This window comes from Burkholderia sp. MR1-5-21, from assembly GCF_053427715.1.
Genome location: NZ_JBSAXD010000006.1, coordinates 16,775 through 36,703, shown reverse-complemented (window position 1 = coordinate 36,703; position 19,929 = coordinate 16,775). Strand labels below are relative to the sequence as shown.

The window sequence follows — 19,929 nt, the reverse complement described above, 5'->3', positions numbered from 1 at the left end:
CACGCAAACATGAAAAAACTTCTCGGTGCAGTCGCATTTCTGGTGGTGCTCGTCGGCATCTGGTTCGTGCGTCAGGGCGGCGGCTTGCCGAAGCTGGCGCCCGCGCAGGATGCGACGCCGGCCGCCACGTCGGCGCAGGCGAACGGCAGCGGCCAGCCGGCGCCGCCCGCGCAGTCCGGCAACGTGCTGCCGGCCGGCTTCAAGCCGGAAGCCAGCGCGCTGAAATCGATCGCGGAAAACGGCATCGTCAGGATCTCGGTGCAGAATCCGAGCGAGCCGTTCTTCGGCGAGGACAAGGGCGCGCCGCACGGCTTCAACGTCGAGTTCGCTCAGCTGCTGTTCTCGGATCCGTCGTTCTCGCATGGCGGCAAGCCGATCGTCGTCGATACGCGTCACGAGGTCGACACGTATCCGGGCGTGCCGAAGCAGCTGCTCGACACGGATGCGAGCGGCAACCATGTCGTCGACGTCGCGATGGACGGCCTGACGTTCCCCGACAACACGCCGTCGGGCGTCGTCTATTCGGTGCCGTACGTCGACGATTTCGGCTATTCGCTGATCGTCCGGCAGAGTTCCGCGATCCGCTCGACGGACGACCTGGCCGGCAAGACCGTCGGCATCCTGAAGGGCGACCCTGATGTGCGCGCGTTCGTCACGCGCCAGTATCCGAACGTCCACTTCGTCGAGGTCGACGATTCCGATCCGGCCTTCATCGCGAAGAGCCTCGACGGCCGTACGGTCGACGCGTTCATCTACGACTATCCGTTCGCGGTGAGCTCGATCAAGGGCACCGATCTGAAGTTCGCGGTGACGAAGCTCGACGGGTCGAACATCGCGTACAAGATCGGCGTGCGCGCCGACGACCAGGACCTGCTGATCTACCTGAACGCCGCGATCGCGAAGCTCAAGCAGTCGCCGCAGTATCTCGAGCTGCTGCGCAAGTACTTCGTCAGCGACCAGGCGGTGACGACCGCGGCCGCGTCCGGCGAGCACGTGTATGTAGTGAAGCAGGGCGATACGCTGAACATGATCGCGGCCAGCAAGCTCGGCAGCGGCCAGCGCTATCGCGAGATCCAGCGGCGCAACAACCTCGCGAATCCGAACCTGATCCTGGCCGGCCAGCATCTCGTGATTCCGGTGCGGTGACACGCGACGGCACGCGCGGCCGCATGATCGACGCCGGCCGCGCCCGCGAGACGCCGGACCGCGCGAGCCCGATTCGGTCAGGCAGTCCGGTTTCGGCTCATGCCGGAATTGCCGGTTTTCAGCGAGACATCCGATGGCGCACCGCCTGTATCTGTACAACCTTGACGAAGTCGGCCGGACCGGCGCGCCGTGCCTGGGCATGGTGGAGTGGAACTACGACTTTCCGACCGTGCTGAGCCCGTTGCTGTCGTCGTCGCCGTTCCTCGCGCGCAACCGCTGCAACGACACCGGCGAGGCCGACGGCCTCTATGCCGACGCGGCAGGCGGCAAGGCGCTGATGGCGCGGCTCTATGCGTTCCTGGAACGCCACGCCGTGCGCCTGATCAACGATCCCGACGCATTCCGTGAAGCGAAGCGGAAGATGCTCGCGTTCCTCGGCAACCGGGCCGTGCATCGCTACTTCCATCTCGACGCATGGGACGTGTTCAATCTGTCCGAGGAGACGCACGTCCGACAGGCGCAGTCGCTGCTGGCGCGCATCGAACGCGACAACGCGCGGATCCGCGAAGCGATTGAAACGGACGATCCTGCGCTGCTCGACGCTTGCGAAGGTCTGGGATGCGAGGATGTGACGAGCTTTCGCGAGCTGATCAATCAGCCGCACTACGACTATGGCTGGGAACCGCTCACGTCGATCATCCATGACAACGCGCTGGTGTTCGAGCAGGACGGGCGGCACGGCGTGATGGCGGTCACGGGCGAGGTGCTGGCGCCGGCGCGGTATGACGAGATCGGCGAATTCGACGCGTGGACGGACGTCGCGATCGTCAGGCAGGGGGACCGGTACGGCCATATCGATACGGAAGGGCGCGAGATCACGCCCGTGCAGTACGAGCAGGTGTGGGCGTTCTGGCGCGGCGATTTCGCGCGGGTCTTGCGGCAGGGCAAATTCGGCGTCGTCGATCGGAACGGCGTGGAGGTCGTGCCGTGCCGTTACGAGGAACTGGCGGTCCTGCTTCATTTCGGCGAATGCTGCTGGGCGGCGCGCGAGCACACGCTGTGGGGCGTCGTCGATCCCACCGGGCAATGGCGGCTGCCCGCCGAATTCGACGCGATCGACCACTCGACCGGCGTGATCTTCGCGACCCGTCCCGGCCATACCGTGCCGGACGTCCATACCCGCCGGTTCGTGCAGTTGGGGAGCTTGCAGCAGGAGCAGGTCGAGGTCATCGAGGCGACGGACGACGACGGCGGCAAGACGTTCCATTACATGGTGCGGCAATCCGGCGACGACGGTGCGGAGCGGGTCTCGCTCGTCGACGAGGACGGCAACGCGCTGCTGGCGCCCGGCGCTGTCGACGAGCTGTGCAATTTTTCGGTCGGGGTGCTGCTGCGCTTTCGGCGAGGCGAGCGCTGGGGCCTTGTCGATTATCACGGCGTGGAGCGATGCGCTGCGCGTTACGACAGCGTCAACCATGCCGGCTTGCGGGACGGCTGGCTGGCGATCGGCTTCCGCGACGGCCGGGCATGGGCCGTACGCAACGACGGCAGCGACGAGCTGCTGTCGACCGCCGTCGCCAGCGAGCTGGCCGGATACGAGGATTCGCGCCTGTTCGACGATGCGCAACGACGCGCGCTCGCGCGCACGGCGGCCGGCGGCCGTTGAGCGTCGGAAGAAACCTGGCCTCCGATGCGCAGTCGGCTGGAATGGAACCGCGACGAACGACAGGTTGCGGGCCGATGGCCGATCGCATCGGCGCTTCGAGAACGCGCACGGGAGATGTCACGCGCGCCGGGAATCAGTACACTGGCCCTTATTGCGATAACGGGACATCTGCCGGTGGCACGGATCGCATCGACGCATGCGCCGGGACCGTCCGGCTCAGCCGACCCCATTCAAAGACGACATCATGAGAGAACGTCCGCGTTACCTGCAGGCCTTGCGCGTGCAGGCCGTCGGCGCGCTTGCCTGGCTCGCGATCCTGCTGTCCGCGCAACCGGCGTTCGCGGGCGCCTTCGACCGTGCCGCCGAAGCGCAACGCTACCGCGCGTGGCTCACGCAATTCGAGGCGGACTTCGCGACGCTGCAGCAACGCAGCGCGTCCGGCAAGCCGGTCACCGACGATGAATTCGAGCAGATCTTCGCGAAATCGGTCGTGCCGAAATCGCGGGCGATCCCGTTGCTGAAGACGGTTGCCGCGCAGACCGGCGTCAGCGCCGGTGCAGGCTTCGCGGTCGCGGGCGCCGGCGCGCTCTTTTTCGACGTCCTGCGCGAGTCGGTGCCGGCAGGCGAGGGCGGCATCTATCCGGAGACTGACGCGAAGATCGCGGCACGCGACCTGAGCGTGTGGTACATGCACATCGGCGCCGCCGGCGAAACGGCCGACGACTACTTCAACGATCCGAAGCGGTTCAAGCCCTATCATCTGCCGCCACCCGGGACGCTCGAGCGGAATGCCTATCCGTTCCTGCTGATGGACGACCGGCATGGCGCATTGCGGCTCGGCGGTGTCAGCGCCGAATTCTGGAACCTGATTGCGACGTTCCATGGCACACAATTCCAATAACGTCCGCCGGCGCGCGCGCCTTCATGCGTTCGCGCTCGCGGCCGGTCTGGCGGCCGCGCCGATTGCCCACGCGGTGTGCGATCCGTCGGACGGCGCGCTGGCGTCGATGACGCACGTCGCGGTGGATTTCTCGCTGGACGACGGCGGCACGCTGCTCGGGCTGGACGGTTCGCGCATCAAGTCCGCCGACCTCGACGCGCCGTTGCGCGTCACGCTCGACGGACGCGCGCGCCCGACGCTGTGGGCGGAGCAGGTGGACTGGTCCGTCTACCGTCTGCCGGACAAGCGCATCGGCCCGACCACGCTGTACTTCGATCAGGCGGCGGACGGCACGCGCCATCTATGCCGCGTCGAGCAATACGGCTTCACCGACGCGTTCGAAAGCAGGCGCGACGCGCTGCTGACGCGGCAGGAAAGCGATCGTTACGCGGACGAACGACGGCACGGCGGGCCCGGCAATCGCGCCGCCGATGCGCGCGCGGCGGAGCCCGGCGATTACCGGCTGGAACGCAAGCTGGTGCTGCAATACGACGGCGCCGGCCGGCTGACCGATTTCGAGACGTTCCGCCGCGACGGCGATGCCGACGCGCGCACGCCGCCAGTGCAGGCCCAGCGAGTCTGTCTGCGCTATGACGGGCATGGCTGGCTGGCAGCGCAAGGGGCCGACGTGTGCAAGGCCCGTGCAGGCGATCCGGTCGGATTGCGCTACGTGCACGACGCGGGCGGCCACCTGCTGCGCGTGATCCGGCGCGACGGCGCCTGGGTGCAGGTGCGTGCGTTCGATGCGCACGGCAAGCCCGGCGCGCTTTACCTCGAGTCGTCCGGGCAGTACGCGGTCTCTCCTCACCGGTTGCCGCAGATCGCCAGCGCCGGCTCGACGCTGACCTACGACGCGTCCGAGCGCGAGCAGCGCACGCTGGTGCTCGACGGTCCGAACTGGCCGATCCCGTCCGTCGACTCCGAGTACTACCAATGGCGTTTCGTGCTGTTGCCGGGCGACGAATCGGCCGGCGGCATCATCTCGTACCGCGATGACCAGATGCAGTTGCTCGCCACCGGCAAGAGCGGCGAGAACGGCACGATCCGCCTCACCGACGCGCAGAAGCGCAGGATCTGGGAAGCCGCGCGCGACCACCCGGCGCGCGTGATCTGGAACTACGCGCCCGGACAGGATCTCGTCGTGGTCGCGGCGATGCCGGACGCGCTGTGGCGGCAGTGCGCGGGAACGTCCGACCTGACGGCCGACGCGTGCGGGAAGGCGGGGGGCGTCGCGCGCAAGCCGTGACCCGCAGCGGCGGTGGATCGGAATGCTGCCGGACAACCGCAGGCACGCATCGACAATGCATCGAGCGTGCCGCGGCTCGCGTCGTGCGACGCGTCAGTGCGTGACCGACAGGAACAGGTACGCGGCGAACAGCGACAGATGGACGACGCCGTGCAGCACGGTCGTCCGTCCCTGGCTGAGCGTCAGCGTGCTGACGAGCAGCGTCAGCGACAGCAGCACGGTTTCCATCGCGCCGATGCCGAGCGTCAGCGGCTGGCCGACCCAGATGAACACCACGGCGACCGTCGGGATCGTGAGCCCGATGCTCGCGAGCGCCGAGCCGAGCGCGAGGTTCATGCTGGTCTGAAGGCGGTTCGCGCGTGCGGCGGTGACGGCCGCGAGCCCCTCGGGCAGCAGCACGAGCGCGGCGATCACGATGCCGACCGCGGCTTCGGGCAGGCCGAGCTTGAACACCGCGTGTTCGACGGCCGGCGACAGCAGCTTCGCGAGCAGCACGACCGAGACGAGGCTCACGAACAGCAGCACGAGGCTGATCAGCGCCGTCTTGCCGCTCGGCGGCGTCGCGTGCACGGATTCGTTCGCGCTGTCGTGCGACGCGAGGAAGTAGTCGCGGTGGCGCACGGTCTGTACGAACACGAACACGCCGTACAGCACCAGCGACGACACGCCGGCGAACGCGAGCTGCGATTCCGACAGCACCGGACCCGGTGCGGCACTCAGGTAGTTCGGCATCACGAGCGACAGCACGGACAGCGACGCGAGCACCGCGAGCGCCTTGCTCGCGCCGCGCCCCTGGAAGTCCTGCTCGCCGTGTTTCCATGCGCCGACGAGCAGGCACAGGCCGACGATGCCGTTACAGATGATCATCACCGCGGCGAACACCGTATCGCGCGCGAGGCCGGATTTCTCGGGACCCGAGCCGAGCATCACCGACACGATCAGCGCGACTTCGATGACCGTCACGGCAACCGCGAGCACGAGCGTGCCGAACGGTTCGCCGACCCGGTGGGCGACGACTTCGGCATGGTGGACGGCCGCGAACACGGCGCCGGCGAGCGCGGCGGAGAACAGCGCGATCATGAGCCCTTCGGCCGGCGCGACGAGCGACAGCGCGAGCACCAGCCATGCGGCAAGCGGGGCCAGGAGCGTCCAGCGCGGAAGCTGGTTGGATGACGTCGGCATGGTGGGTTTTCCTTATTCGAGTGGCGGCGCGCGACGCGCGGCCACGGGTTGGACGAAGCCCGGCCGGCCAAGCCGCCGAACGAGGACGATGATGCTGAAAGACGGCGGCGAGGGAACGCGCTGCCTTGGCTCGCCGCCGCGACGCGGCGGATGACGTGGGCGCCGGAGCCCGTCGCTCGAAGCCGTCGCTCCGGCGCCCGTCGCGGCGAACCGGTTCGACTCGGCTGGCCCCAAAAAACGGGGCGGGATCGCCGCCCGACGCGTGAGCTGACAGCACGGTTCCGACCCCGAGCGGGCGGACGGCGATGCGCGGCATGGACAGCGTGTCACGCGGCTCTCCCTGAATTCCCGGTGGTTTGCCGGATTTTATCAGGCGTTCGCGGGCCACTATCGTGAAATCGAACGCTTACGTTGACCTTTCGGTTTCAAAAAAGTGCCCGACAGTTTTCATTTTTTTATCGTTGCGGATCCGGTAAAGGTCTCTTGCACGACAAATTCGGGCTCGCCCTGACATAAATCTACCGACCGGTCGGTTTATAATCGCTCGCATTCCCACTTCATGACGGATCGCAAGCGATGGCTGTTTCCTCTGCACAATCGGTGAAATCGGGCGCGCTGGCGCCGGCCGCGGTGGTTGGCGTGATCGGCGCGGGTGCGATGGGCGCCGGGATCGCGCAAGTCGCGGCGGCCGCGGGCCACACGGTGCTGCTGTACGACCTGAACGAGGCGGCCTGCGACAAGGCGCTTGCCGGCATCCGTGCGCAATTCGCGCGGCTCGCGGAAAAGGGCAAGCTCGATCCGGCTCACGCGGAGGCCGCGGGCCGGCGGGTGAGCGCGGTGCGTGCGCTCGCCGATTTCGCGCCTGCTGCGCTGGTCGTCGAGGCGGCGGCCGAGCGGCTCGACGTGAAGCGGGAGATCTTCGCGACGCTCGAACGCTATGTCGACGACGCATGCGTGCTCGCCACCAACACGTCGTCGATCTCGATCACGTCGATCGCGGCCGGCCTGCGCGCGCCGCAGCGCGTTGCCGGCCTGCATTTCTTCAACCCGGCGCCGCTGATGGCGCTCGTCGAGGTGGTCAGCGGCCTCGCGACCGCGTCTGCGGTTGCGCAGGTGCTGTATGACACCGCCGCCGCATGGGGCAAGAAGCCGGTGATGGCGAAGTCGACGCCGGGCTTCATCGTGAACCGCGTCGCGCGGCCGTATTACGCGGAGGCGCTGCGCGTGATGAACGAGCAGGGTGGCGCGCCGGCGTCGATCGACGCGGTGATGCGCGACGCGGGCGGCTTTCGGATGGGGCCGTTCGAGCTGATGGACCTGATCGGCCACGACGTGAACTTCGCGGTGACCGAATCGGTGTTCCGCGCGTACTTCAACGACCCGCGCTTCACGCCGTCGCTGATCCAGCAGGAACTCGTCAACGCCGGGTTCCTCGGCCGCAAGACGGGGCGCGGGTTCTATTCGTATGCGGACGGTGCGGTACCGCCGGCGCCGGACGTCGAGCCGGACCGCGATGCGCCCGCCGAAGTCACGCTGTTCGCGCAGCACGGCCCCGCCGATGCACTGCGCGTGCGCTTCGCCAAACGCGTTGCCGGCGCGAAGCTGGCCGATGCGCATCGCGACGACCTGCTCGCGACGGCCGGCCGCGCGTCGATCGCGCTGACCGACGGCCGCACGGCGACCGCGCGCGCCGCGCAGACGGGCGTGGCCGACCTCGTGCTCGTCGATCTCGCGCGCGACTACGCGCAGGCCGGGCTCGTCGCGCTGACGCGCGCGCTTCAGTGCAGCGACGCGGCCTACGCGGACGCCGTCGGCCTGTTCCAGCAAGCGGGCTATCGCGTCGTCGGCCTCGCCGACGTGCCGGGGATGATCGTGATGCGCACCGTCGCGATGCTCGCGAACGAAGCGGCCGACACGGTGAACCAGGGCGTGTGCTCGCCCGCCGATCTCGATCTCGCGATGGAAAAGGGCGTCAACTATCCGCGCGGCCCGCTCGCCTGGGCGGACGCGATCGGCATCGCGCGCGTGCATCGCGTGCTGTCGCACCTGGCTGCGAGCTACGGCGAGGACCGCTACCGCGTATCGCCGCGCCTCGCCGCGCTGCACGCGGCCGGCCGCACCTTCCGCGGGTAGCCGCCGGCCCGCGCCCGATCACGATAACGACATCACTCCACTGGAGGAGCACCCCAATGACTCACCCGACACACCCGATGGCCGCGCTCGACCCGATCGAAACTGCCAGCCGTGACGAACTCCAGGCGCTGCAGCTGCAGCGGCTCAAGTGGTCGCTGCGCCACGCGTACGACAACGTCCCGCATTACCGCCGCACGTTCGATACGGCCGGCGTGCATCCGGACGACCTGAAGACGCTCGCCGATCTCGCGAAATTCCCGTTCTCGACGAAGACCGACTTCCGAAACAACTACCCTTTCGGGCTGTTCGCGGTGCCGCGCGACCAGGTCGTGCGCGTGCACGCGTCGAGCGGCACGACCGGCAAGCCGACCGTCGTCGGCTACACCGCGCGCGACATCGACACCTGGGCGAACCTGATCGCGCGCTCGATCCGCGCGGCGGGCGGCCGCCCCGGCGACACGCTGCACAACGCGTTCGGCTACGGGCTGTTCACGGGCGGCCTCGGCATCCATTACGGCGCGGAACGGCTCGGCTGCATGGTCGTGCCGATGTCGGGCGGGCAGACCGAGAAGCAGGTGCAGCTGATCCGTGACTTCGAGCCGAAGATCATCCTCGTCACGCCGTCGTACATGCTGAACCTGATCGACGAGATGGTGCGGCAGGGGATGGACCCGGCCGAGTCGTCGCTGAAGATCGGCATCTTCGGCGCGGAGCCGTGGACCGGCGCGCTGCGCGAGGAAGTCGAGGCGCGCGTCGGCATCGATGCGCTCGACATCTACGGGCTCTCCGAAGTGATGGGGCCGGGTGTCGCGTGCGAGTGCGTCGAGACCAAGGACGGCCCGGTCGTGTGGGAAGACCATTTCTATCCGGAAGTCATCGACCCGGTGACGGGCGAGGTGCTGCCGGACGGCAGCGACGGCGAGCTCGTGTTCACGTCGCTGACGAAGGAGGCGATGCCGGTGATCCGCTATCGCACACGCGACCTCACCGCGCTGCTGCCGCCGACCGCGCGCGCGATGCGCCGCCTCGCGAAGATCACCGGCCGCTCCGACGACATGCTGATCATCCGTGGCGTGAACGTGTTCCCGAGCCAGATCGAGGAGCTCGTCGTCGCGCTGCCGAAGCTGTCGGGGCAGTACCAGCTGACGATCTCGCGCGACGGCCACATGGACCGGCTCGACATCGCGGTCGAGCTGCGCTCGGAAGCCGGCGCGAGCGTCGCTGACGCCGAGCGCCAGGCGATCGCGCGCGAGCTGCAGCACCGGATCAAGACGATGGTCGGCGTGTCTGCGGGCGTGACCGTGCTGCCGGCCGGCGGCATTCCGGCGACCGCGACCGGCAAGGCCAAGCGCGTGATCGACCGGCGCCACGCCGCGTGATGGCGCCCACCTGTTTGATGCGAGGAAACCTGCTTGAAAATCGATGAACTGAAGACCCTGGCCGTTGCCGTCGATGCGCGCGGCATCGCGACCGTCGCGCTGCAGCGCGGCGACGTGCTGAATGCGTTCGACGAGACGATGATCGCCGAACTGACCGACGTGTTCACCGCCCTCGGCGCGCGCGACGACGTGCGCGCGATCGTGCTGCGCTCGGACGGCCGCGCGTTCTGCGCGGGCGCCGACCTGCAGTGGATGCAGCGCGCGAGCGCGAACGACGCGGCGGCGAACCTGCGCGACGCGGAACGCTTCGCCGCGATGATGCGCGCGATCCGGCAGTGCCCGAAGCCGACCGTCGCGCGCGTGCAGGGGCATGCGTTCGGCGGCGGCGTCGGCCTGTGCGCCGCGTGCGACATCGTGATCGCGAGCGATCATGCGCGCTTCGCGGTCAGCGAGGCGCGGTTCGGGATCCTGCCCGCCGTGATCGGTCCGTATCTCGTCGAGGCGGTCGGCCAGCGCCAGGCGCGGCGGCTCGCGCTGACGGCGACCCAGCTGAGCGCAGGCGATGCGGTCGCGATCGGCCTGATCCACCAGGCCGTGCCACTCGAGTCGCTCGACGAAGCACTCGACGGGACGCTCGCCGAACTGAGCCGCAACGGCCCGAATGCGCTGATGGAGATCAAGCGCTTCTTCGATGCGATCGGCGAGTATCCGCCGTCCGACGAACGCGCGGCGTTCACCGCGCAGACGATCTCGCGCGTGCGCGCGACGGCAGAGGCGAAGGAAGGCTTCGCGGCGTTCTTCGCGAAGCGGCCTCCGGCGTGGGAGCCGGGCGCCGCGTAAGCGCGCAGGCGGCGCGGGGTGGCCTCGCGCCGGGGCGGAAAAAACGGTGTGGTCGGTTTGCGCAGGCCGTGCGGGCTTGCATCGCGCAATACCGCCGACGTACGCGGGGCGGCTTGCTGCACCCCGCCGGCCGCCCCGCAAACGGGGACGGTTGCTCTACAATGCGTGACCCGGCGCGCCGCCGACTCCGCCCTGACCGATTCCCCGCCCGATGATCGTCAACCGTCTTATCTCCGAGATCCTGTTCGGCTTCACCGGCCTGATGGGCATCATCAATCCGATCGGCATCGCGTTCCTGTTCCTCGAGCGCACGGAATCGCTGACCGAGCACGAGCGCCACCTGCTCGCGAAGAAGGTCGCGTTCAATTCGTTCATCGTGCTGATCGTCGCGTTCTTCGTCGGCACGCCGGTGCTGCATTTCTTCGGGATCTCGATGGAAGCGCTGCGCATCGGCGGCGGCTTCGCGGTCGCGGTGTCGGGCTGGCGGATGCTGAACGAGCCGGACGTGCCGGGCGGCGGCGACACGCCCGTCAAGCCGATCGACGCGAACGCGATCATGACGCGCGCATTCTTCCCGCTGACCGTGCCGCTGACGACCGGCCCCGGCTCGATCGCGACCGCGATCGCGCTGAACGCGAACCGCACGCACAAGCTGTCGGAATTCATGCTGTCGAGCATCGTGTCGGTCGCGGTGTCCGTGCTCGTCGCCGTCGTGATCTGGCTGACGTACAGCCGCGCGGCGCTCCTCGCACGCTATCTCGGTACCGAAGGCACCAAGGTCGCGATGCGCGTGTCCGCGTTCCTGCTGCTGTGCGTCGGCGTGCAGATCATGCTGACCGGCTTCTCCGAGTTCCTGCAGCCGATCGCCGATCAGATCAAGTAAGTCCCGGGCCTTGGGCGCACGGCCGCCGGTACGCGGCTCGTCCACCGGGCGAGAAGCCCGCTGCGTCGCGCATCGGCGCGAGATCGCCAGGATCGGATGTGCACGGCCGGCGGCAGTCGGCTCACCTGCGGGGCAGGCAGCCCGCTACGTCCGTCGCGCGTCAGCGCGCGGCCGCCAGCATCGGATAAGTGAACAGGCCGAAGTGGACGACGTTCAGCCCGGCATGCGCGAGCGCGGCCGCGAACAGCCCGCCGCGGCGGTAGGCGACGCCGTACCCGACGCCGGCCACCGTGCCGAGCACGATCCATTGCCAGCCGCCCGCCGCATGGGCCGCGCCGAACAGCACGGCGCTCACCGCCAGCGCCGCCCCCGGCCCCCACGCGAACCGGCCGAGCGCACGCGTCAGGCCGCCCTGCAGATAGCCGCGGAACAGCGCTTCCTCGGCGAGCATCACGAACAGCAGGTTGTTCGCGAACCACAGCCAGCCTGACGCCGGCCATTTGGGCGCCCAGCCGACCGTCCCGAACGCGACTGCGCCGGCGAGGCATGCGACCGACGTCGCCAGCGCCGCGACGACACCCGTGCGCACCGCACGCGCCAGCGGAACCGCCGGTGCGATCCACGGCAACACCCACAGCAGCCACAGCCCGGCGAGCGGCTTGTCGAGATTCAGGTACATCGTGAACGGCACGGCGTCCGGCGTGAAACGAACCGGACCGATCGCGCGCGGATTGTGGAAGCCGGGCAGCCAATGCAGGCTGAGCGCAATGGCGAGCACGACGAACGCGGCGTGCGCGGCGGCGCGCACCGCAGGCTGGCGCGCGGCGGACACGCCCCATGCGGCCAGCACGAGCGCGGCCAGCGGCGCCAGTGCGAGCGGCGCGAGCATGCCGAGCGCGAGTGCGCCGGCATAGCCGAGCGCGGCGAGGATCAGGCTGGCGGCGCGCAGCGGGCGGACCCACGCGAGCGCCGCTGCGGCAAACAGGGCAATCCAGGTCGCCGTGAACGGCAGGGGCGGAAAGGACATAAGCGGCGGAGCATTCGTCGGACAAGACGCCGCGCATCATACAGGACGGGGAATCCCGGTTCCCGCCGGGAGCGCGGCGCAAAGGACGGATAATTCGGATTCCCGCCGGGAGGGTGGCATACCGGACGGAGAATCCGGATCCCCGCCGGGAGGGCGGCGCGAGCGCGCCGGGCGGCCGTCAGCGACCGGCGGTTTCGGTCAGGCCGTCGCGGGTCGGGATGTCGACGTTGTTGCGCGTGCGCATCCGCCGCCGGTACCAGAACGTCCACATCAGCAGGCCGCCGAACACCGTATAGCCGATGATCGGCGACACGACCAGCACGCGCTCGACGGTCCAGTTCGCGACCATCCAGCAGCGCAGCAGCATTTCCAGCGTCATGGCGGCGCCCCACACGAAGGTCATCAGGCGCAGGGTCTGGCGCAGCAACGGCTGCTCGTCCCACGCCGCTTCGAAGCGTGCCGCGCCGCCCGCCATTTCGCGGGCCACGGTGGCGCGCGCGAGATAGAAGATCACCGGACGTTCACGCACGAGCGACAGCAGAAACATCACGCCGATCGCGCCGGACGCGAGCGAATCGCGCATCAGCAACGCGCGCGGTCCGCCGCCCAGCGCCATCGCGACGATCGACAGCGCAATGCCGAACAGCACGACGACGCTCACCGCGTCGATGCGGCGTGTGCGGATGAATTCGAAGATGGTCCAGAGGACGGGCGGGATTGCCGACGCGTAGAGCGCGCCGCTTTCGTCGAAATACGGGTGCGCGACGCGGTAGGCGGCCCACGGCAGCACCAAGTTGACGACGAGTTCGAGGATCAGGCCGGCTCGCGGTTTCACAGGACAGATTCCTGGTGAAGGGTTCGGACGCGAATCACGTGCAATCCAGTATATCGGACATTCAGCGGTCGTTCGCGCCGTGCAAGAAGCCGGATATTACGATCCATTCTTGGGCATGCTGCGACAGTTCGACTATCGACAGCGGCGCGATGTCGGCGCGCCACACGGTCGCGGATGCGGCGCCCGACGCATGCGCGATTGCGGCGCGAATCACGGGCGCCGATGCGATCGCGATCACGTCGCCCGAGGTCGGCAACCGGTCGAGCCACGCGCCGACCCGGCGCCGGAGCGCGTCGAACGATTCGCCGCCGTGCGGTGACGCGGACGGATCGGCCAGCCACGCATGCAGGCGTTCAGGCGTCTCGCGCACGACATCGGCGAGCCGCTTGCCACGCCAGCGGCCGTAGTCGATCTCCGCGAGCGCCGGCTCGACGCTCGCATGCAGTTCCAGCGCTTCGGCGGTCTGCCGCGCGCAACGCGCCGGACTGCACAGCACCGTCGCATCGGGCGGCCAAGACCACTGCGCGCGGGCATCCGCGGCTTGTGCGACGCCGCGCGCGTCGAGCGGATCGTCGTCGGGAAACGCGCCCGTGCGCATCGCCCGGGTAGCCGCGTGCGCGACCAGGCGCAGATGCATGCTCATCGCGTGACGGCGCCGTCGCGGCGGACCCGACGCGCGCAGCGGAATGCTTTCTGATCCGGAACGTTCACGCGTACAATCCCCCCGTTGCGAAGTGCGGAAGCCGGTGCAATTCCGGCGCGGTCGCGCCACTGTAATCGGTCACGAACGTTTCCGAAAGCCAGACCTGCCTTCGTCGCTACACCCGATCTTTTCAACCGTTCGTTGGGGCGCGATATCCCCCTGGAGGTTTCATCATGACCGACGCAGTTCTCAAGCCGGCAGTCGCGCCGGCGCCCATTCCCGTCCGGGAACTCCTGCCCTGGGCCGTGTTCGCCGGCCTGCTCCTGTTGCTGGCGCTGTACTTCGTCGGAGCCGAGGAGGGCGCGACGTCGCTCGTCCCCGGCATGTACGTTCACGAATTCGTGCACGACGGCCGCCATCTGCTCGGCTTTCCTTGCCACTGACAGGGGACGCACATGGTTGGGAAGCTGCTGGTACGCGGCATGCTCGCGGGCATCGCCGCGGGTCTGCTCACGTTCTGTTTTGCAAAGGTGGCCGGGGAGCCGCAGGTCAACCAGGCGATCGCGTTCGAAGAGAAGCTCGACGCGGCCAAGGGCGACGCGCCTGAACCCGAGCTGGTCAGCCGCGAGACGCAGGCCGGCCTCGGTTTGTTGACCGGCGTGGTCACGTACGGGGCCGCGTTTGGCGGGCTCTTTGCGCTGACGTTCGCGTATGCGTACGGGCGGGTCGGGCAGATCAAGGCCCGCGCGCTCTCGGCATGGCTCGCGCTGGCCGCGTTCGTCGCGCTCGTCATCGTGCCGAACCTCAAGTATCCGGCCAATCCGCCGTCCGTCGGGGATCCTGACACGATCGGCTTTCGCACCGGGCTGTTCTTCCTGATGATTGCGATCTCGATCGCGGCGATGGTGTTCTCGCTCGGCGTGCGGCGGCATCTGTCGGCGAAGCTCGGCGCATGGAATGCGTCGGTGGCTGGCGGGCTCGTGTTCGTCGCGATCATCGCGTTCGTGCAGTTCGCGCTGCCGGACATCAACGAAGTGCCCGCCGCGTTCCCGGCCGTCGTGCTGTGGAAGTTCCGCGTGGCCGCGATCGGCATGCAGGTCGTGATGTGGACGACGATCGGCCTGCTGTTCGGCGCGCTCGTCGAGCGCAGCGGGTTGATCGGCGCGCGCGCGTAGGCGGCGCGACTTCACCGCTTCGCGCGCCGGGGGCAGCAGAATGCTGGCCCGGCGCGCGTTTCCTCCTCAAGCCCGCCGCGTCGCGCGACGCTGACGGCCGCAGCCCATCCGCTAGCCGAGATCCTTGCGGTACTGGATGAAGCCCGCGTTGTTCGCGAGCCGGTCGTACAGCGCGCGGGCCGTCGTGTTCGTCTCGTGCGTGAGCCAGTACACGCGGCTCGCGCCGGCTTCGCGCGCGTGCGCGTACACGGCCTCGATCAGCGCGCCGCCCGCGCCGCGCCCGCGCGCTTCGGCCGCCGTGAACAGATCCTGCAGATAGCAGTACGGCCCTTCGGTCCAGCACGAGCGATGGTAGATCGCGTGCACGATCCCGATCAGCGTGTCCGACGCGTCGAACGCGCCGAGCACGAACATCGGCTCGTCGGGGTCCATCAGGCGCGCCCATGTCGTCGTGAACACGGCGTCGTTCGGCGCCGTGTTGTAGAAGCGCCGATAGCCCTGCCACAGCGGACGCCACGCGGCCTCGTCGGCGGCGGCGAGCGGCCGGACCGTGATACCCGTCGCGCCGTTCTCGCGGCCGGCCGCGTCGCGCGCGTTCGCCTGCGCGTGACGGATCGCGGCAAGCGACTGGCGCTGCGCGCCTTGCGCGTCGAAGTTCGCGGGCGACAGCCATGCGTCGAACGCCGCCGCGACGGCCGGCCACTCGCCGTCGACGATCGAATACCACGCGGTGTCGCGACTGCGGCCCTTGTAGACGATCGCCTGCCGGAACGTGCCTTCATAGCGGAATCCGAGCCGCGCGGCGGCCTGGCGCGACGGCTCGTTCAGGCTGTCGCACTTCCACTCATAGCGCCGGTAGCCGAGCGTGTCGAACGCGTATTGCATCAGCAGGTATTGCGCTTCGGTCGACACGGGCGTGCGCTTCAGCGCGGGCGAGAACGTGACGGAGCCGACCTCGATCACGCCGTTGGCCGGATCGATGCGCATCAGCGCGAGTGTGCCGACCGCGCGGCCTGTCGCACGATCGATCACCGTGTAGTGCAGCGGATCGGGGCTCGTTGCCGCGCCGCGCGCGTACTCGCGGTAGCTCGCTTCGTCGGTGTACGGGCCATGCGCGAGATAGGTCCAGTCGCGGCCGTCGACCGCTTGCGCGTACGCGGCATACAGGTCTGCCGCGTGACGGTCGGCGTCGAGGGGCTCGAGACGGCAGTAGCGGCCGTCGAGCGTGACGCGTTGCGGGCGCGGGCGCGCGGACCAGTCGGGAACCGGTTGCCCGATGGGCTGTTGAAAAGCGTTGGTGAGCGTGGACAAGGTCGATCTCGCTTCGGTTGGCGGCCGGCGACATGCCGGCATGCAGACGATCGTAGTGATCTCGAGGTACCATGAGAAGCGCCAGCATACGGCGATTTTATGGTGCCACGCTCCATTCGATGACTTCCGTTCCAACTTCCGATGAGGTCCCGCCGCAGCTCGACGCGCCGCTGTCGCGCGCGCCGGGCGCGCCGTCGCTGCAACGGCAGCTGTTGCAGCGGCTGCGCGACGCGATTCTTGGCGGCACGATGCCGGCCGGCAGCCGCCTGCCCGGCACGCGCGCGCTGGCCGACACGCTCGGCATTTCGCGCAACACGGCGACGGCCGTGTACGAGCAGCTCGTCGCCGAAGGCTTCCTGCAATCCGACCGGCGCGGCACGCGTGTGGTCGGACTGTCGCGCCGCAGCGCGCCGCGCGGGCGTGCCGCGGCACCCGCCGTCGCGCAGCGGCTCGCGCGGATCCGCCCGAGCCTGATCGGCGCCCGCGAGTTCGACGGGTTTCGGCCGGGCGTGCCCGCGCTCGCGCATTTTCCGGTCGACGCGTGGCGCCATGCGATCGATCGCGCGCTGCGCCGCGGCGGGCGCGACCTGCTCGGCTACGGCGATCCGCTCGGCGAGCCTGCGCTGCGCGAATCGATCGCGCGCCACCTCGCGGTGACGCGCGGCGTGCGCTGCGGTCCCGAGCAGATCGTGATGACCGAGGGCGCGCAAGGCGCGATCGCGCTGTGCGCGCAGTTGCTGACGAACCCCGGCGACACGGTGTGGGTCGAGGAGCCCGGCTATCGCGGCGCGCGCACCGCGATGCAGGCGGCCGACCTCGACGTGGTCGCGATGCCGGTCGACCGCGAAGGCATGTGCGTGCACGCGGACGACTGGCGCGACCGGACGCCGCGGCTCGTCTACACGACGCCGTCGAACCAGTTTCCGACCGGCGCGGTGCTGTCGATCTCGCGTCGGCTCGCGCTGATCGATGCCGCGCGCCGCCATCGCGCTTGGATCATCGAAGACGACTACGACAGCGAATTCCGGCACACCGGCGAGCCGATCGGCGCGATGCAGGGGCTCGCGCCCGATTCGCCGGTCGTGTATCTCGGCTCGTTCAGCAAGACGATGTTTCCGGCGCTGCGGCTCGGCTTCCTCGTGCTGCCGGAAGCGCTGCTGTCCGCGGTGCAGGCGGTGCTGCCGGAGATGCTGCGCGGCGGCACGCGGCACGTGCAACTCGCGCTGGCCGACTTCATCGAGAAGGGCGAATACGGCCGCCACCTCGGCCGGATGCGCCGGCTCTACCGCGATCGCCGGCAGGCGCTGCTCGCCGCGCTCGACGGCGGTTTCACGGTGCCGCACCGCGTCGAGGGCGGCCCGTGCGGGCTGCACCTGACGCTGCGCCTGCCAGCGCGTTACCCCGATCGCGCGCTCGTCGACGCCGCGCGTGCGCACGGCATCGGCCCGTTCGCGCTGTCGGGCTTCTCGATGCATGCGGACACCGCGCACAACGGGCTCGTGCTCGGCTTCGGCAACACGTCGGCCGATGCGTTCGAGCCGCTGCTGCGCACGCTGTCCGCGCTCGCGCATCGGCTCGGCGGCTGAACCGGGGCCGCGCGTCGTCTTGCCCGGAAGCATTGCGTCGGTCACGTGCGCCGGGTCGACGCGCGCACCCGCCGTACACGCTTTCCGTGCGCGGGTTGCGAACGTCGGAGTTGTGCGGATTGACGAAACGCGCGGTTTGACCGGAACGAATGCTGCAGCCGTTCTGCGACGCATGCGCAGCCCGCATGCCGCGTGTCGATTCGTATGCTCTGGCGCGCGGCGTGGAGTATAAATGGAGCGTGTGCTGGGGCTTGTCGGCCGCATGCGCGTCTCGCGCATCGGGCGGTGCGACGACTGCCGGGGGAGGTGCACCGTGGTTCGCCTGACGCTTGTCCGCGCCGTGCTTCGCGCCGCGCTGATCGGGGGAGTGTTTGCCGGTTGCGTGTCGATGCAGCCGGCGGCCATCGCGGCGAGTCCGGCGCCGTCCGTGGCGAAGGAAAAACACGTCGCGCAGCTCAGCGCGGCGCCGGTCGATTTTCCCGCGATCGTCGAGCGTTACGGACCGGCCGTCGTGCACATCAGCGAGGCCATGCCCCCCGATGCGCAGGTGGGCGCGCCATCCGCGCCCGCCACGGCGGGCGCCGTCTCCACGCTCGACACCGACGATCCGCTGGCCGCATTCTTCCAGCGCGGCGTTCCGCAGCCGCCTTCGCAGCCGCCGTCGCCGGACATCGCGCCGCGCACGATGTCGGGCAGCGGCTCCGGGTTCATCGTCAGCGCCGACGGCCTGATCCTGACGTCCGCGCAGGTCGTCGATCAGGCGACCGACCTGACGGTGCGCCTGACCGACCGGCGCGAATTCAAGGCGACCGTGCTGACCGTCGATACGACGAGCGACGTCGCGGTCCTGAAGATCGACGCGACGAAGCTGCCGGTGGTCAGGCTCGGCGATTCGTCGAAGGTGCGGGTCGGCGAACCGGTGATCACGATCGGCTCGCCGGACGGCACGGGGAACACGGTCACGGCCGGCATCGTCAGCGCGACGTCGCACATGCTGCCGGACGGCAGCCCGTTTCCGTTCTTCCAGACCGACATCGCGGTCAATCCGGACAACTCGGGCGGGCCGGTGTTCAATCGCGCGGGCGAAGTGATCGGCATCGCGATGCAGGTCTACGCGAGCGCGGATCGCTATTCGAGCCTGACGTTCGCGATCCCGATCAGCCTCGCCGCGAAGGTGCGCGCGCAACTTCAGGCGCAGATGCAGGCACAGGTGCAGCCGCAACGCGCGCCGTCGGGGAATGCGCTCGGCGTCGACGTGCAGGACGTCGGTGCGGGGCTCGCGGCGGCATTCGGGCTGCCGCGTCCGGCGGGCGCGCTCGTCAACGCGGTCGAGCCGGGCTCGCCTGCGGCGGCGGTCGGCATCAAGCCTGGCGACGTGATCCTGCAGTTCGGCAACCGGCCGATCGGCCGCTCGGCCGAACTGAACGAGGTCGCGGCCGCGCTGCCGCCCGGTTCGAAGGCGCCGCTGAAGCTGATCCGCAACCGCAAGCCGATGACGCTGACAGTCACGGCCGGGTCGGCTGCCCCGGCCGGTGCGGCAGGCACGGCGGCGGCCGGTGCGGGTGCGGAGCCCGTTGCCGCGCTGTCCGCCGGCGGCGGCGATCGTCTCGGCCTGACGATGCATCCGCTGACCGACGACGAGCGTCGTTCGACGGGGCTCGCGGTCGGGATGATGGTCGATGACGTGCATGGGCCGGCGGCCGCCGCAGGCATCCAGCCGGGCGACGTCGTGCTTGAGCTCAATGACACGCTGCTCGAAACCCCGGACGACGTGGCGGCGCTCGAAGCGAAAGGCGGGAAGGTGATCGCCGTGCTGATCCAGCGCAACAACGCGCGGCGGTTCGTGTCGGTGCATGCGCGGTAGGCGCGGGGGCGAAACGGCAAAAGGGCAAAAGGGCGAAACGACGAAACGACGAAACGACGAAACGACGAAACGA

General features: G+C 69.2%; 17 protein-coding genes and 1 riboswitch. Of the genes, 12 read left to right on the top strand and 5 right to left on the bottom strand.

Features of this window, described 5'->3' with window-relative positions; all coding sequences use genetic code 11:
- Positions 1-9: 9 nt before the first annotated feature.
- The 4 genes from ACV229_RS10425 to ACV229_RS10410 all read left to right on the top strand — a co-directional run bounded on the left by ACV229_RS10425 (position 10) and on the right by ACV229_RS10410 (position 4,998).
- Positions 10-1,146: a transporter substrate-binding and LysM peptidoglycan-binding domain-containing protein gene (locus ACV229_RS10425; protein ID WP_448083049.1), complete on the top strand. Its 1,137-nt coding sequence runs from the start codon at positions 10-12 to the stop codon at positions 1,144-1,146.
- A gap of 133 nt (positions 1,147-1,279) precedes the next feature.
- On the top strand, positions 1,280-2,812 hold the full coding sequence (locus tag ACV229_RS10420) for a WG repeat-containing protein (RefSeq protein ID WP_448083048.1): 1,533 nt from the start codon (positions 1,280-1,282) through the stop codon (positions 2,810-2,812).
- 244 nt (positions 2,813-3,056) lie between these two features.
- Positions 3,057-3,713, top strand: coding sequence for a hypothetical protein (locus ACV229_RS10415; RefSeq protein ID WP_448083047.1), 657 nt, complete (start codon positions 3,057-3,059; stop codon positions 3,711-3,713).
- The gene (locus ACV229_RS10410) at positions 3,694-4,998 is read left to right on the top strand and encodes a hypothetical protein (protein WP_448083046.1); all 1,305 of its coding nucleotides are present in this window, start codon (positions 3,694-3,696) and stop codon (positions 4,996-4,998) included. The genes ACV229_RS10415 and ACV229_RS10410 overlap by 20 nt, the downstream gene beginning before the upstream one ends.
- A 93-nt stretch (positions 4,999-5,091) precedes the next feature.
- On the opposite strand, the gene ACV229_RS10405 is transcribed toward ACV229_RS10410, so the two are convergent.
- Positions 5,092-6,180: a calcium:proton antiporter gene (locus tag ACV229_RS10405; protein WP_448083045.1), complete on the bottom strand. Its 1,089-nt coding sequence runs from the start codon at positions 6,178-6,180 to the stop codon at positions 5,092-5,094.
- 576 nt (positions 6,181-6,756) lie between these two features.
- Between ACV229_RS10405 and ACV229_RS10400 the strand changes: the two genes are divergently transcribed.
- The 4 genes from ACV229_RS10400 (at position 6,757) to ACV229_RS10385 (ending at position 11,415) form a co-directional block, all read left to right on the top strand.
- Positions 6,757-8,313: a 3-hydroxyacyl-CoA dehydrogenase gene (locus tag ACV229_RS10400; protein ID WP_448083044.1), complete on the top strand. Its 1,557-nt coding sequence runs from the start codon at positions 6,757-6,759 to the stop codon at positions 8,311-8,313.
- Positions 8,314-8,369: 56 nt separating this feature from the next.
- Positions 8,370-9,692: a phenylacetate--CoA ligase PaaK gene (gene paaK / locus ACV229_RS10395; RefSeq protein WP_448083043.1), complete on the top strand. Its 1,323-nt coding sequence runs from the start codon at positions 8,370-8,372 to the stop codon at positions 9,690-9,692.
- A 39-nt stretch (positions 9,693-9,731) separates the two neighbouring features.
- Complete coding sequence (locus tag ACV229_RS10390) at positions 9,732-10,532, top strand: enoyl-CoA hydratase-related protein (protein WP_448083271.1); 801 nt, start codon at positions 9,732-9,734, stop codon at positions 10,530-10,532.
- Between the two features lie 211 nt (positions 10,533-10,743).
- The gene (locus ACV229_RS10385; RefSeq protein WP_448083042.1) at positions 10,744-11,415 is read left to right on the top strand and encodes a MarC family protein; all 672 of its coding nucleotides are present in this window, start codon (positions 10,744-10,746) and stop codon (positions 11,413-11,415) included.
- 160 nt (positions 11,416-11,575) lie between these two features.
- On the opposite strand, the gene ACV229_RS10380 is transcribed toward ACV229_RS10385, so the two are convergent.
- From ACV229_RS10380 to ACV229_RS10370, 3 genes are all read right to left on the bottom strand, one after another.
- On the bottom strand, positions 11,576-12,442 hold the full coding sequence (locus ACV229_RS10380) for a CPBP family intramembrane glutamic endopeptidase (protein WP_448083041.1): 867 nt from the start codon (positions 12,440-12,442) through the stop codon (positions 11,576-11,578).
- A gap of 178 nt (positions 12,443-12,620) precedes the next feature.
- Positions 12,621-13,277 (bottom strand): VC0807 family protein, encoded by a 657-nt coding sequence (locus ACV229_RS10375; RefSeq protein ID WP_448083040.1) that lies wholly within the window; start codon positions 13,275-13,277, stop codon positions 12,621-12,623.
- Positions 13,278-13,338: 61 nt separating this feature from the next.
- The gene (locus tag ACV229_RS10370; protein WP_448083039.1) at positions 13,339-13,914 is read right to left on the bottom strand and encodes a histidine phosphatase family protein; all 576 of its coding nucleotides are present in this window, start codon (positions 13,912-13,914) and stop codon (positions 13,339-13,341) included.
- A 57-nt stretch (positions 13,915-13,971) separates the two neighbouring features.
- A riboswitch (cobalamin riboswitch) is annotated at positions 13,972-14,205 on the top strand.
- Between ACV229_RS10370 and ACV229_RS10365 the strand changes: the two genes are divergently transcribed.
- Together ACV229_RS10365 and ACV229_RS10360 are read left to right on the top strand one after the other, a co-directional pair.
- Positions 14,196-14,363: a CbtB domain-containing protein gene (locus tag ACV229_RS10365; RefSeq protein WP_448083270.1), complete on the top strand. Its 168-nt coding sequence runs from the start codon at positions 14,196-14,198 to the stop codon at positions 14,361-14,363. (Overlaps the previous riboswitch by 10 nt.)
- A 12-nt stretch (positions 14,364-14,375) precedes the next feature.
- A complete protein-coding gene (locus ACV229_RS10360) occupies positions 14,376-15,095 on the top strand; it encodes a CbtA family protein (protein WP_448083038.1) in 720 nt (239 codons plus the stop codon).
- Positions 15,096-15,206: 111 nt separating this feature from the next.
- On the opposite strand, the gene ACV229_RS10355 is transcribed toward ACV229_RS10360, so the two are convergent.
- Positions 15,207-16,406 (bottom strand): GNAT family N-acetyltransferase, encoded by a 1,200-nt coding sequence (locus ACV229_RS10355; protein WP_448083037.1) that lies wholly within the window; start codon positions 16,404-16,406, stop codon positions 15,207-15,209.
- Between the two features lie 119 nt (positions 16,407-16,525).
- Between ACV229_RS10355 and pdxR the strand changes: the two genes are divergently transcribed.
- Both pdxR and ACV229_RS10345 read left to right on the top strand, forming a co-directional pair.
- Complete coding sequence (pdxR, locus tag ACV229_RS10350) at positions 16,526-17,992, top strand: MocR-like pyridoxine biosynthesis transcription factor PdxR (protein WP_448083036.1); 1,467 nt, start codon at positions 16,526-16,528, stop codon at positions 17,990-17,992.
- Positions 17,993-18,305: 313 nt separating this feature from the next.
- Complete coding sequence (locus tag ACV229_RS10345; RefSeq protein WP_448083035.1) at positions 18,306-19,856, top strand: trypsin-like peptidase domain-containing protein; 1,551 nt, start codon at positions 18,306-18,308, stop codon at positions 19,854-19,856.
- The last annotated feature ends 73 nt before the right edge of the window (positions 19,857-19,929 follow it).